The sequence below is a fragment of the Novosphingobium sp. genome, assembly GCF_032093395.1.
In the GTDB taxonomy this organism is placed as follows: Bacteria; Pseudomonadota; Alphaproteobacteria; order Sphingomonadales; family Sphingomonadaceae; genus Novosphingobium.
The window spans coordinates 1-12,485 of sequence record NZ_DAMDBA010000110.1 but is presented as its reverse complement, the minus strand read 5'-3'; the positions used below and the strand labels follow the sequence as shown (position 1 = coordinate 12,485).

At 64.6% G+C, this 12,485-nt stretch carries 11 protein-coding genes and 1 pseudogene; 4 read left to right on the top strand and 8 right to left on the bottom strand.

Going from position 1 to position 12,485, the window contains the following annotated elements:
- Window positions 1–99: 99 nt before the first annotated feature.
- Window positions 100–510, bottom strand: coding sequence for a (deoxy)nucleoside triphosphate pyrophosphohydrolase (locus RT424_RS22435; RefSeq protein WP_313442768.1), 411 nt, complete (start codon window positions 508–510; stop codon window positions 100–102).
- 442 nt (window positions 511–952) lie between these two features.
- Between RT424_RS22435 and RT424_RS22425 the strand changes: the two genes are divergently transcribed.
- Window positions 953–1,171: a Flp family type IVb pilin gene (locus RT424_RS22425; protein WP_313442764.1), complete on the top strand. Its 219-nt coding sequence runs from the start codon at window positions 953–955 to the stop codon at window positions 1,169–1,171.
- Between the two features lie 235 nt (window positions 1,172–1,406).
- Here the strand turns inward: RT424_RS22425 and RT424_RS22420 are convergent, their stop codons facing one another.
- From RT424_RS22420 to RT424_RS22405, 4 genes are all read right to left on the bottom strand, one after another.
- A complete protein-coding gene (locus RT424_RS22420) occupies window positions 1,407–2,921 on the bottom strand; it encodes a M48 family metalloprotease (protein ID WP_313442762.1) in 1,515 nt (504 codons plus the stop codon).
- Window positions 2,922–2,982: 61 nt separating this feature from the next.
- The gene (locus tag RT424_RS22415) at window positions 2,983–3,876 is read right to left on the bottom strand and encodes a tyrosine recombinase (protein ID WP_313442760.1); all 894 of its coding nucleotides are present in this window, start codon (window positions 3,874–3,876) and stop codon (window positions 2,983–2,985) included.
- 6 nt (window positions 3,877–3,882) lie between these two features.
- Window positions 3,883–5,817 carry a hypothetical protein gene (locus RT424_RS22410; protein WP_313442758.1) on the bottom strand — a complete coding sequence of 645 codons (1,935 nt, stop codon included), beginning with the start codon at window positions 5,815–5,817 and terminating at the stop codon, window positions 3,883–3,885.
- Window positions 5,814–5,987, bottom strand: a complete 174-nt coding sequence (locus RT424_RS22405; protein ID WP_313442756.1) for a hypothetical protein — start codon at window positions 5,985–5,987, stop codon at window positions 5,814–5,816. The genes RT424_RS22410 and RT424_RS22405 overlap by 4 nt, the downstream gene beginning before the upstream one ends.
- 58 nt (window positions 5,988–6,045) lie before the next feature.
- Here RT424_RS22405 and RT424_RS22400 point away from each other — a divergent pair, with 58 nt between their 5' ends.
- The 3 genes from RT424_RS22400 to RT424_RS22390 all read left to right on the top strand — a co-directional run bounded on the left by RT424_RS22400 (window position 6,046) and on the right by RT424_RS22390 (window position 9,501).
- Complete coding sequence (locus RT424_RS22400) at window positions 6,046–6,633, top strand: shikimate kinase (RefSeq protein WP_313442754.1); 588 nt, start codon at window positions 6,046–6,048, stop codon at window positions 6,631–6,633.
- Entirely contained in the window at window positions 6,624–7,736 is a 1,113-nt protein-coding gene (gene aroB / locus RT424_RS22395; RefSeq protein WP_313442752.1) for a 3-dehydroquinate synthase, read from the top strand. Before RT424_RS22400 ends, aroB begins: the two co-directional genes overlap by 10 nt.
- 370 nt (window positions 7,737–8,106) lie before the next feature.
- Window positions 8,107–9,501 (top strand): peptide MFS transporter, encoded by a 1,395-nt coding sequence (locus RT424_RS22390; RefSeq protein WP_313442750.1) that lies wholly within the window; start codon window positions 8,107–8,109, stop codon window positions 9,499–9,501.
- Between the two features lie 47 nt (window positions 9,502–9,548).
- Here RT424_RS22390 and RT424_RS22385 read toward each other — a convergent pair whose 3' ends face one another.
- The 3 genes and pseudogenes from RT424_RS22385 to RT424_RS22375 all read right to left on the bottom strand — a co-directional run.
- Window positions 9,549–10,331, bottom strand: a complete 783-nt coding sequence (locus tag RT424_RS22385; protein WP_313442748.1) for a thioesterase family protein — start codon at window positions 10,329–10,331, stop codon at window positions 9,549–9,551.
- Entirely contained in the window at window positions 10,331–10,702 is a 372-nt protein-coding gene (locus RT424_RS22380; RefSeq protein ID WP_313442746.1) for a tRNA-binding protein, read from the bottom strand. The genes RT424_RS22385 and RT424_RS22380 overlap by 1 nt, the downstream gene beginning before the upstream one ends.
- Window positions 10,703–12,485: pseudogene (locus tag RT424_RS22375) on the bottom strand (biotin/lipoyl-containing protein); the annotation flags it as partial.

The window sequence follows — 12,485 nt, the reverse complement described above, 5'->3', positions numbered from 1 at the left end:
ACGTCCGACCCTCAGATTCGTAGTCTGATGCTCTATCCAGCTGAGCTACGGGCGCGTTGGAGAGGCGCCAATAGGAGCGGTTGGCATTGCCGTCAACGCCTATATCGCCTTTTCGCGCAAGAATGTGGATAAGGCGTCGGCCAGCGGATAATCGAGCGGCGGCATGGCGAGTCCCGGGATAGCCTCGGGCAGGTACCAGTCCAGCGCTTCGGCCTCATGCGCCTTGGGTTCGCCCTCCCACGCCTTACAGGCATAGAGCAGGATGACGATGGCCCGGCCGCCCGGTTTTCCCGGCACGACGCTGCCCGGCCCGCTGGCGAAGCCGACCGGCAGCAGATGGTCGGGCACGATCTCGACGCCCAATTCCTCGTGCAATTCCCGCGCGGCGGCGGCTTCAGGCGTTTCGCCCGCCTCCATTTTGCCGCCAGGAAATTCCCAGAGCCCTCCATGCTGCGAGGCTCTGGGCCGCTGCTGCATCAGGACCAGACCATCCCCACGCACGAGCGCCACGGCGACGACGAGCAGTGGTGTCAGAAAATTTTCCAGAGAAACGCCCTCCTTTAGGGACTCTTTAACGTTGAGCCGCTAATTCACAACAAGATCGGGGAAACTGCAAATAATCATGACATTGCGAACGACTCTAGCTCGACTCCTTACAAATACAAAAGGAGCTATAGCAATAGAGTACGGCCTGATTCTCGCGATGATCGTGCTTGCCATACTTGTTGCATTGAACAGCCTTGCATCGGAGACGATCGCATTGTGGTCCAGTGTTTCCGAAAAATCCTCAGAAGCGATTTCCGGCCAGTAATTACTTTCGGCATTAGGTTTTTTTCAACACTTCGCCGCTAGAACCCAATCTGTCCAAAGCGCCAAAGCGAGTGCCTGACCGGGTGAACGGGGGGCGGGGCGGACCGGGTACACAAGATTGCTTTCATTCAGGAGACACCAGATGAAGTTTCTCGCCAAGCTGCGCCGCAACGAACAGGGCGCCACCGCCATCGAATACGGCCTGATCGCCGCCCTCATCGCCGTCGCCGCGATCGCCGCCATGCAGGGCCTGGGCTCGAACCTCAAGACGACGTTCGCCACGACCTCCGGCGCCATCGCTGAAGGCAATACTGCTTCGACTCAGGACGGCGCAGCCGCTGGCGGCAACAGCGGCACCTAATAAAGGCGCTAAAAGATTTAAGGACGGGCGGCAGGGAAACCTGCCGCCCTTTTCGCATGAGCTAAGAATATCTGCGGCATCACTTAGAAAAGCTGTAAAGCACGTCGTCATCCTGAACTTGTTTCAGGATCTATTTGCGACCAACAGCGGCGGTCTGTTACGCGAGATGGATCCTGAAACAAGTTCAGGATGACGACGATTTAAAAGCATCGCCGTTCCCAGAACCGCCCGCCTCTCAATACGTGACCAGCTTCACCTTCTGCCCCGGCACCAGCCGCGCGTTGCTCTCCAAGCCGTTCAGCACCAGAAACCGCTCCAGAGCCGCGTCCGTGTAGGCCATCCGCCCCGCCAGCGACTGCAAGGTGTCGCCAGCCTTTACAGTCACCACGGCCAGCCTTCGCGGCCTGACCTGCCCGGCCTCGCCCGCCGTGATCCGGCGCATGCTCTTGAACATGCCGTTGAAGGCCCCTGCCCCGCCGACCCGGGTGATGGTCAGGAAGTGATAGGCCTTGCCGCCCCCGAAGTCGTAGGCGAACACAGCCACATCGACCGGCCCGCTGGAAGCCTGGACCCGCGCGACCCCGTAAGCCGCCGTGATGCCGTCCACGCTGGTACGCTCGATGCTCGAAGGCTCGATCCGCGCCTGCCCCGATTCGGTCAGGCTGGAAAATACCGTCTGGATATAGGCATCGAGCCCGGTTCCGAGCGGTCCGCCGGAGAATTGCGCCTTGCCGGAATTGCCGTTGATCGAAACGGCCTGCGTGCCGTTCACCAGATAGAAGCCGTCCGGAGCCTGGAACGCCAGACGCAAGTCGGGATGGGTGAAGCGATTGCCCTCGATGATGCCCTGCTTCGGGTCATCGCCATAGACCAGCCCGTCGATTCGCGTGAGGAAGGCATCGCGGTTCGTCGTCCCCGTCGCACCGGAACCTGCCTGCTTCAACGCATCGCGCACGCGGGAAGCCGGATCGGGGTGAGTCGAGGCCCATTGCGGAACCTGATTCGACGTGCCGCGCAACTGCGCCTCCAACGCGTTCTGGCGCGCCAGGCTGTTCAGCACGCCCGCCATGGCCTGCGGATCGTAACCGGCGCGCTTGAGGTAACTGATCCCCAGACGGTCCGCTTCCAGTTCCTGCCCGCGCGAATACTTGAGCGTGAGCATCTGCGAGCCCTGCGAGGCCAGCTGCTGGCCAAGCCGGCCGAACGCACTATCGCCCAGCAGGACGCCCGAAAGCAGGGATCCCAGCACGCCCAGCAACTGATTGCGCGAGGCGGCCTCCTGCCGCTTGGCCGAATGGCGCGCGGCAACGTGACCTACTTCATGGCCAAGCACGCCCGCCAGTTCGGCCTCGTTGTTCATAAGCGCGGTGAGCTGGCGCGTAACGTAGACGTAGCCGCCGGGGATGGCGAAAGCATTGTTGACCGGCGAATTCAGCAGTGTGACCGTGAAGTCGCCGCGCGCATTTGAGAGGCCGGACTGGATGGCGATGGTCTTGCCCACCTGCTCGACGTAGCCCGCCTGCGGCCCCGTTACCGATCCGCCGAACTCCGCCAGAAGTTCGGGATGCGCCTTGGCGCCTGCGGCCTTGTCCGCGCGGCTGATGGACGTGACCGTTGCGGGATAGGCCGCGGCGGCCACCGCCACGCCGGTGGAACTCGGAGCGAGGGCCAGCAGAACCGCGCCTGTAGCCCCTGCCACGAAAGCAGCCTTTATCGCCGGATTTCGTCGGGCCGACTGGACTGCTGGCATGAATTTCCCCTCCAAAGAATGAATCCTTCAAGCAACGGAAGCGGCGAAGCGTGGTTCCCGCTCAACCGCGCGCGAGCGGATGACGGGCGTTGACCAGGGCCACCAGCCGCGCGCTGTCGACATGGGTGTAGATCTGGGTCGTGGCGATATCGGCATGGCCCAGCAGCATTTGCAGAACGCGCAAGTCGGCACCGCCTTCGAGCAGATGCGTGGCAAAGGCATGACGCAGGACATGCGGCGAAACCCGTGTGGGATCGATCTCCGCACGCACCGCCAAGGCCCGCAACAGCTGGAACAGCCGGACCCGCGTGAGATGGCCGCTTTCACCGCTGGACGGAAACAGGAACTTCGAGGTTCCCCGTCGCACCGCCAGCCAGCGTGACAGCACCGTCCGCGCCCTACCGCTCACCGGCACCATGCGCTGCTGTCCGCCCTTGCCGGTGACATGAAGGAACGGCGCATCGCGAGGCACTGCCGCCAGCGGCAGCGAAACGAGTTCCGTCGCGCGCAAGCCCGATCCGTAGAGAAGCTCCAGCAGAGCCAGCAGGCGAACCGCGTCGGATCGTTCCGCCGCCGCCTCGGCTTCCGCCGTCGCCAGGAAGCGTTCCACTTCCTCATGCGAAAGCAGGCGTGGCAACGGTCGCCGGGTGCGGGGTTTCGGCAGTGCCGGGGAGGGATCGTCCGCGCGCAGGCCCTCGTCGACGAGGAAGCCGTAGAACTGGCGCAGCGCCGAACACCGTCGGGCCAGGCTGGAGGCGGCAAGCCCGCTCCAAGCATCCCCGAGGGCAGCAAGCGAATTGCCATCCGCCAACGACAGATCACCCAGCTCTTCCTCGGCGGCGGCTAGGTCGCGGCGATAGGCTGCCAGCGTGTTCGCGGCGGCGCCTCGCTCGGCGGCCAGCATCGCCAGGAATCGCTCGGCGTAATCGTGATTCGCCTTGTTCGATCCCGTCACGCCGGATCAGGCCCGCGCCACCGCTTCCGCCGCGATCATCCGCGCCTCTGCCTCCAGGCCCACCGTGCGAAGTGCAGAGACGATATGATAGAGATAGCGCGGCGTCATGCGTTGCCAGCTGCCTCCCTGCATCCCCAGCCCCGCCAGGAAAGCGACGCTGGCGGCATCTCCAGCCGTAGCGGCCCGGTCGATCGCGGTTGTGAAGTGCGTGGTGCTGTCGAGTTGCAGGCCCCACTCTCCGGAGTAGCGCGAAGAGGCGCCTTCATCGATCCGGCCCAGCCCCGCCAGGCCGGCTACCAGAAACGCGCTCTTACGCTTGTTGGTGCTCTCGTCCGATCCGTAATAAGTATCGACGGCGCCGGAATCCACCGCCCGAATGCGGCCCGGCGCGGCCAGCGTCAGCAGACCCCAGCCCTGGGTGCCCGATGCCACGATCGGCGACCAGGCCAGCGCATTGGTGTCGTAACCGGCGGCCAGCATCGAGGCGATCAGCGCGGCGGCATCGCCTTCCATGTCCTTGCTGGGCGCGATGCGGGCTGCGGCGGCAGCGGTCAGCACTTGGCGCGCGTAAGTTGCCTCTGCTCCGTTGGCGCCGCTCCAGAGGCTCTGCATGGCGGAAAGTCGTGCGGCGGGCGCGTCGAGCGTATAAGCATCGCGCAGACTTTCCGCGCGTTTCTGCCAGTCTCCGGTGACGTCGGGATCGGCGTAGACCTGGGCGTACAGGTCCACCATCGCCGCATTGGACAGCACACCGCTGGCAGCGGCACGATCGGCGGCGACGGCCCGACGTTCCAGCCCGACCATCGGCGCCAGCGCCGTGATATAGTCGTAGGCCGGGCCGGCACCGCCCATGGCGCTTTCCGGCGGAGCGAGGCCGACGCCGATCGCCAGCCCATAGCGCCAGGGCGTCATCGTATCGACGCCGTCCCACTCGATCGTCACGGCCTTGCGCGAGCGCCCGGCGGCTCCGGCATATTTCTGCGCGAGCAGCGAATCGATGCGCGCCATCTTGCCGCTCACACGGGCTTTCTCCAGCCGCGAAAGTGCGGCGGCGCCGCTACCGCGAAAGGCATCGCAAATGGACTGCTGCGCGCTCCACTCCGAACCTTCTCCCTGCGCGCCCTGGATCGAGAGAACGGGGCACATGCCGGTGAAATCGGCGGTGCGCTGGTAGACATCGAAGGCCGCGCGCGTGATGTCCGGCGTGAAGTTGGAGATGTCCAGCCCCTGGAGCAGCGCGCGCGCCGCATCGGTTTCGCCCATGCGGATCAGCAGGCCGACGCGCAGCGACAGGAACTGCTGCGGGCTCATGCCGACCGGCGCCTGTAGCCGCGAGGCAAGCGCGCGGCGCAGCAGGATATGGCCCCAGCGAGAAACCATCGTTCCGCGATTGGCGGCGATGGCGGTCTGCACCAGATAGGGATTCTGCGCGGAGAGCGAGGTGGTTGCGATGCCACCTTCCGCTTCATCCACCAGGCCGACCTGCTCCATCGACCGACGTGCACCGGCCGGCATGTCGAGGTTGAGCTTATCGGTCAGCAACTGCTCGAATGCTTCGGGCGACATGCCCTGTAGTTCCTCGAGCGTCGGCATGCGCGTGAGCGTGCTCTTGCCCTCCGCATTGGTCGTGATCAGCGCATCGGGAGCGAAGATCGGGATCGGCTCGACCGGCAGGGCCTGGACTACCGGGGTCGAGACCGATCGCGGCGCCGCGGCATTGCCAGAGGTGGTGGCACCCGAAGAGGGACGGCCGGAAGGCGCGGCGGGCGTTGGCGTCGCCGCGGGGCGCGCGGGCTCGTCGAACATCTTGGGCAGCAGCGATTCGGGCGCGTCCTGCGCCACTGCCCAGGCGGAGGTCAGCCCTAATGCGGCGCCGGCCAGCAGATGCCAGCTTCTGATACGCAGACCCGTCATACGCAGGCCCATGATACCCCGGCTCATTCAGGCGACTCCGGAACCGCGACCGGCTGGACGATATCCTTCACGGGCGAACGCCCGCCGTCCATCCAGGCCCAGACTGCGATCAGGATCGCCACCAGAACGACCATCGGTGCGACGATGGAAACAGCAGCCACGCCTGAGAACTTGCGCCCGCGTTTTGATATCGTCACTCGCCTTCCTTCACCGATGCTTGCGCTGCGACCTAGCGCAACTATAGGCGTTGGAGCAATGGACGTTCAACAAACCCGGTTTTCCGCACAGGAAATTGCCGCGCTCGCGCGGCGCATCGACCGCCCCATCGTGCTGGTCGGGATGATGGGCGTCGGCAAGTCGAGCGTGGGGAAGCGCCTCGCCACGCTTCTGGATTGTCCCTTCGTCGATGCCGACGAGGAGATCGAGCGTTCCGCCCAGATGACGATCCCGGAGATCTTCGAGACTTACGGGGAAGCCTATTTCCGCGATGGCGAACGGCGGGTGATTTCCCGCCTGATCGATGCAGGACCGGAGCCCCGAGCCGGTCGCTGCGTCATCGCCACCGGCGGCGGCGCTTTCTGCAATGCGGAAACACGGCAGCTGATCCTCGACAAGGCGATCACCATCTGGCTCGACAGCGAAGTGGACACCCTGGTCGAGCGCACCGCGCGCAAGGATAACCGCCCGTTGCTTCAGGGCGGCAATCCCAGGGATATCCTGGCCCGGCTGCGGGAAGATCGCCAACCGCACTATGCGCTCGCGCCGATCCACGTCATGAGCCACAGTGGGCCGCACATCCAGACGATCAACAAGGTACTCCAGGGAATTTCGCAATGGCTGTAATCCCCGTCGATATCGCCGGCCGCCCTTACGAGGTCAGGGTGGGCGCGGGCCTGCTCGCCGAACTCGTACCCCAGTGCCGCGGCCTCCTCCGCAAGCGGGGCGTGCCGATCATCACCGATGCCCATGTCCATACGGCCTGGGGCGAAGTGGTCGAGAACAGCCTTCGCGAGAACGGCCACGAGCCGCACTGGCGCATCCTGCCTCCGGGCGAGGGCACGAAATCGTGGGACGAGCTGGCGGCTACCGTGAACTGGCTGCTTTCGCTGGAAGTGGAACGCGGCGATCACATCATTGCGCTGGGCGGCGGCGTGATCGGCGATCTCACCGGCTTCTGCGCCTCCGTGCTCAAGCGCGGCTGCAAGTTCATCCAGGTGCCGACGACCCTTCTCGCGCAAGTCGATTCGAGCGTGGGCGGCAAGACGGCGATCAACACGCCCGCCGGCAAGAACCTCGTCGGCGCGTTTCACCAGCCCTCGCTGGTCCTTGCCGACCTGTCGGCCCTGGAGACGCTGCCACCGCGCGATTTCCTGGCGGGATATGCCGAAGTGGTGAAGTACGGCCTGATCGACGATGCCGACTTCTTCGCCTGGTGCGATGCCAATGCCGCCGCCATGATCGCCGGGGACAGCCAGCTTCGCGAATATGCCGTCGCGCATTCGGTGGCGAGCAAGGCGCGTATCGTCGCCGAGGACGAGTTCGAAACCACCGGCCGTCGCGCCCTGCTCAACCTGGGCCACACGTTCGGCCATGCCCTGGAAGCAGAGACCGGCTTCTCCGACCGCCTCCTCCACGGCGAGGCTGTGGCGCTGGGCATGGTGCTGGCGGCCCGTTACTCGGCCCACCGCGGGCTGATGCCGCGTGCCAGCGCAGAGCACGTGGCCAGCCACATCGCCGGCGTCGGTCTGCCCGCAAGCCTGCCAGCGCTCGGCGTCACCTGCGATGGCGCCGCGCTGGTGAAGCACATGCTGCATGACAAGAAGATGGACGCCGGCACCCTGCCCTTCCTGCTGATGAAGGGCATAGGGCATACCTATCTCGACAAGAACGTCTCGCTGGAAGACATCGCCACCTTCCTCGACATCGAATTGAACCGGCAGGACTAAGAGCCCGTTTGGAACCTTTCCAAAAGCGAATTTCACGCAGCGGCCGGACCGTGCCTGCGGCGCGATGAGCCCCCTGCCCGGCGGAAACGCCGATGGGGCCTAGCGCGTTGTTTTTATTCCTCCCCTACGAGAGGACACGCCATTCTGATGGCCTTTCGAGGTCCGGGGGCGTACGGGAAGGCGACAGGTCGATCGGGTCTGTCGCCTTTTCCGTTATGTGCCCTTCCGCTTCTGTTACAGCGACTTGCTTCTGATCTCTCGGCACTTTCCCGACCTGACGTGACATTACCGTGACGCGCCACTATGGTGCGCGTTGACATAACAAAAATACCGGGTCGTCACAGAATCAGGCCAGAGAGACTAACATTCCATGACCGTTGCCGAAGCTACCCCCGAACTTGACTTCCCCGAGGAAGTCGAGCGGAACGACCGTGCGTTCCTGGGCCACCCGAAAGGGCTGGGCTATCTTTCCTTCGTCGAAGGATGCGAACGTTTCTCGTACTATTCCATGCAGACGCTGCTCGTGCTCTACATGGTCAAGTACCTGCTCCTGCCCGAGAATATCGGCCAGGTCGTCGGCCTCTCCTGGCTGCGCGGCTGGCACTATGCAGGGCTTGACGGGCAGCCGCTGGCCTCGGCGATCTTCGGCGACTACACCTCGCTGGTCTACCTGACGCCCATCCTCGGCGGCATTGTCGCGGACCGCTGGCTGGGCCGCAAGGCCACGCTGATTGCCGGAGCCGTGGTGATGTCGTTCGGCCATTTCCTCATGGCCTTCGAGGGCATGTTCCTGCTGGCGCTCCTATCGCTGGTGGTGGGCGTGGGCTTGTTCAAGGGCAATATCGCCAGCCAGGTCGGCGAACTCTACAGGCCCGGCGACTTGCGCCGGGCGATGGCGTTCCAGATCTTCTACATCGCCATCAACGTTTCCGTCATCGCCGCCCCGCTGATCGCCGGCACTCTGGGCGAAAAGGTCGGTTGGCATTACGGTTTCGGCACGGCCGGCGTGGTCATGGTGCTGGGCCTGATGATCTACCTCAAGGCCGGACCGTGGCTTCCAGCCGACAACCGCGCCCGCAAGGGTGAAAAGGCCCCGAAGATTCGCCTTACCCGCTCCGACTGGCCGCGCCTCGGAGCGCTGGCCGTCCTTGTCCCGGTGCTTGCCGTCGCGATGATGAGCAACCAGGAAATCTTCAACGCCTACCTCGTCTGGGCGGACGAGAAGTTCCAGCTCACCTTCTTTGGCGAAACCCTGCCGACAAGCTGGATGATCACGATCGATGCGACACTCAGCTTCTCGATGCTGGTGGTCGTCGCTGCGTTCTGGAAGTGGTATTCCGGCCGCACCGGCCGCGAGCCGGACGAACTGGGCAAGATGATCATCGGCTCGGTCTTCAGCATGATGGGCGGCATGTGTCTGGTGATCGCGGCGGCCACTGCCGGCGATGCCAAGATCGGCCTGTTCTGGCCGGTGATGTTCCACCTGTTCAACTCCATCGGCTTCGCGCACATCATGCCGGTCAGCCTCGCCCTGTTCACCAAGGTCGCCCCGCGCGCGCTCAATGCGACGGTAGTGGGCATCTACTATCTGGCGTTCTTCGGCGCGAACAAGGTGGTGGGCGAAGTGGGCGGCTGGTATTCCTCGATGGATACCGTGTCGTTCTGGCTGATCCACGTCGCCTCGGCCGCCGTGGGCCTGATCGCCTTCGCCGCATTCAAGATCGCGCTGGGCAAGACGCTGGCGGGGAATATCGTCGAAACCTGATTTCGAAGTACCGCCGTCCCGGCTGCCGGGGCGGCGAGATCGCCTGTCTATCCGAACACGGCGACCGACTGCATCCCCGAGATCACCGGCTCACCGGAGGCACTCCACTGAAGGATGTGTTCGCTGGCCCCGCCGCTGCGGGCGAATTCGCTGGTGGACCGCAAGAGCCACCAGCCATCCTCGGTCGTCGGCGCCGGTTCCAGCATGTTGACGTGCCAGTGCATCGAACTGATCGGCACCTTGAAATTGACGAGCGGCAGCACCGCCGTCGGCAAGGCATCACCCACCAGCACCGCTTCCAGCGCCGGATCGAGCCCCTCGCGCTGCCGAAGCCGTACCCACCAGCACAGATCCGCCTCTCCCAGGGCAGACTTCGGCAAGGCGAAACGAGCATCGAAGTTCTCGCGAAGGAACGCCGGCGCCTGCTCCATCGGCACCGGTCTGGCCTCGGCGGGCGGCGTCACGCCCTCCGGCATGGGATAGCCGGCGATATCGGCCGCGCTTTCGATCCGGCGCATGAAAACGAAGCTGGCGGTGAAGCCCACCCCCTTCTCGTCCGACAGTTCTGCTGCGACCCATGTGGCATTGCGCCCCTTGCGCACCACCCGTGCCCGCGCTTCCACGCGGCCAGCCAGCGGAGCGATCATCGCGAACTGGGCCGAGCGCAGCGGCGGAAGCTCCGGATCGACGCGTTGCGCCGCCGCCAGCGACAGCGCCGAAGTCAATCCTCCATAAGCGGTGCGACCCTGAAGCCAGTCTTCGGTGATGTCGAAAACGAAGCCGCCCTCGATCTCCTCCGCTGCGGCCAGCAGCGCGGCAAAACCCGTCATCAGAACAACCTCGAACCGTTGGGAACCGGCCTGTCCGGTGCGAAAAGGACCACCCGGCCCTCCTCGTCCGCGAAGCCGAGCGTCAGCGCCTCGGACACGGCCTTGCCGATCTGGCGCGAGGGAAAGTTCACGACCGCCGCCACCTGCCGCCCGATCAGCTCTTCCGGGGAATAGAGCGCGGCGACCTGCCCCACGCTCTTGCGCTCACCGATGCCGGGCCCGAAATCGATCCGCAATTTAAGGCTCGGCTTGCGCGCCCCCTCGTAGACTTCCGCGGCGACGATGGTGCCGACGCGAATGTCCACTTTCAGGAAGTCGTCGAAGGTGATCTGCTCTGCCGCAGGCGCGACAGCATCGTGTTCCAGGTGCATTTATTCCATTTCAAGGATCACGGCGTCCACCGCAAGGCTCTCACCGGCCTTGGCGTTGACGGACTTCACCGTGCCCGACTTCTCGGCGCGCAGGATGTTTTCCATCTTCATGGCTTCGACGACGGCCAGCGGCTGCCCTGCCTCCACCTTGTCTCCCTCGCCCACATGGAGCGCGACGAGCAGGCCCGGCATCGGGCAGATCAGGTACTTCGAGAGATCCGGCGGAATCTTTTCGATCATGTGCCGGCTGAGCGACGCCACGCGGCTGGGCAGGATCTGCACATCGTGGATCGCGCCGCGCGTGGTCATTTTCAGACCCGTGCGTGTAGGCGCGACGCGGATGCCGATGGTTTCTCCGTCGATCTCGGCCTCGATCAGGCGATCGCCGGGCGTGTATTCCATCGCCAGCTCGACCTCGACGCCGTTCACCGTGACGTCCTCGTCGTCGATGACGACTTCATAGGCCGCCTTGTCGATGGTGACGGTCCATTCCGAGGGTGGTGCAAGGCGATGCGGCGCCAGTTGCCCATCGACGCGGCGCGCTCGGTCCGCCCGCGCGGTGGCGACGAAAGCGGCGACGGCGGCCAGCTTGCCCTTCAGTTCGTCCGATGCAGGCGCGCCGGTGAAGCCTTCGGGATATTCCTCGGCGATGAAGCCGGTGGTCAGCTCACCCGAGCGGAAGCGCGGGTGCTGCATGATGGCCGAAACGAAATCGATGTTGTGGCCAAGGCCCTCGATCTCGAACTGGTCGAGCGCCGCCACCTGCTTGTCCGCCGCCTCGTCGCGGGTTTCGCCCCAAGTGATCAGCTTGGCGATCATCGGGTCGTAGAACATCGAGACTTCGCCGCCTTCATAGACGCCGTCGTCCACGCGGATGCCATCCACGCCGCGGCGCCCGTTGGCGTCCTCGTCCTCGGTCCAGCCATCGACGGGCGGCTGATAGCGCACGAGGCGGCCGGTGGAGGGCAGGAAGCCGCGATAGGGATCTTCCGCGTAGACGCGGTTCTCGATGGCCCAGCCGTCGATCTTCACGTCGGCCTGCGTCATTTCCAGCTTCTCGCCGGCAGCTACGCGGATCATCTGCTCGACCAGATCCACGCCGGTGATCGCTTCGGTGACCGGGTGCTCCACTTGGAGACGGGTGTTCATTTCGAGGAAGTAGAAGCTCTCGCCCGTCGGATCGGCGCCCGAGACGATCAGTTCGACGGTGCCCGCCGAGTAGTAGCCCACTGCCCGCGACAGCGCGACGCACTGTTCGCCCATGGCCTTGCGCATCTTCTCGGTGACGAAGGGCGACGGCGCTTCTTCCACCACCTTCTGATGGCGGCGCTGGATCGAGCATTCGCGCTCGTTCAAGTAGAGGATATTGCCGTGCTTGTCGCCGAGGATCTGGATCTCGATGTGGCGCGGGTTGAGGATGAACTTCTCGATGAAGACGCGGTCGTCGCCGAAGGAATTGAGGCCCTCGCGCTTCACGCTTTCGAAGCCCTCGCGCACGTCCTTTTCGTCGTAGGCAAGGCGCATGCCCTTGCCGCCGCCGCCGGCACTGGCCTTCATCATCACCGGATAGCCGATCTCGTTCGAGATGCGCACGGCGTGCTCGGTATCCTCGATCTCGCCCACGAAGCCGGGCACGACGTTGACGCCGGCCTGCATGGCGAGCTTCTTGGACTCGATCTTGTCCCCCATCGCGGCGATCGCGCCTACCGGGGGACCGATGAACTAGATACCTTCTGCGGCCAGAGCCTCGGCGAAGGAGGTGCGCTCGGACAGGAAGCCATAG

Bases quoted from the DNA above. Each gene is read 5' to 3' on its own strand.
- RT424_RS22425 (WP_313442764.1), top strand. From the start codon at position 953: ATGAAGTTTCTCGCCAAGCTGCGCCGCAACGAACAGGGCGCCACCGCC.
- RT424_RS22420 (WP_313442762.1), bottom strand. From the start codon at position 2,921: ATGCCAGCAGTCCAGTCGGCCCGACGAAATCCGGCGATAAAGGCTGCT.
- RT424_RS22410 (WP_313442758.1), bottom strand. From the start codon at position 5,817: ATGAGCCGGGGTATCATGGGCCTGCGTATGACGGGTCTGCGTATCAGA.
- RT424_RS22400 (WP_313442754.1), top strand. From the start codon at position 6,046: ATGGACGTTCAACAAACCCGGTTTTCCGCACAGGAAATTGCCGCGCTC.
- aroB (WP_313442752.1), top strand. From the start codon at position 6,624: ATGGCTGTAATCCCCGTCGATATCGCCGGCCGCCCTTACGAGGTCAGG.
- RT424_RS22390 (WP_313442750.1), top strand. From the start codon at position 8,107: ATGACCGTTGCCGAAGCTACCCCCGAACTTGACTTCCCCGAGGAAGTC.
- RT424_RS22385 (WP_313442748.1), bottom strand. From the start codon at position 10,331: ATGACGGGTTTTGCCGCGCTGCTGGCCGCAGCGGAGGAGATCGAGGGC.
- RT424_RS22380 (WP_313442746.1), bottom strand. From the start codon at position 10,702: ATGCACCTGGAACACGATGCTGTCGCGCCTGCGGCAGAGCAGATCACC.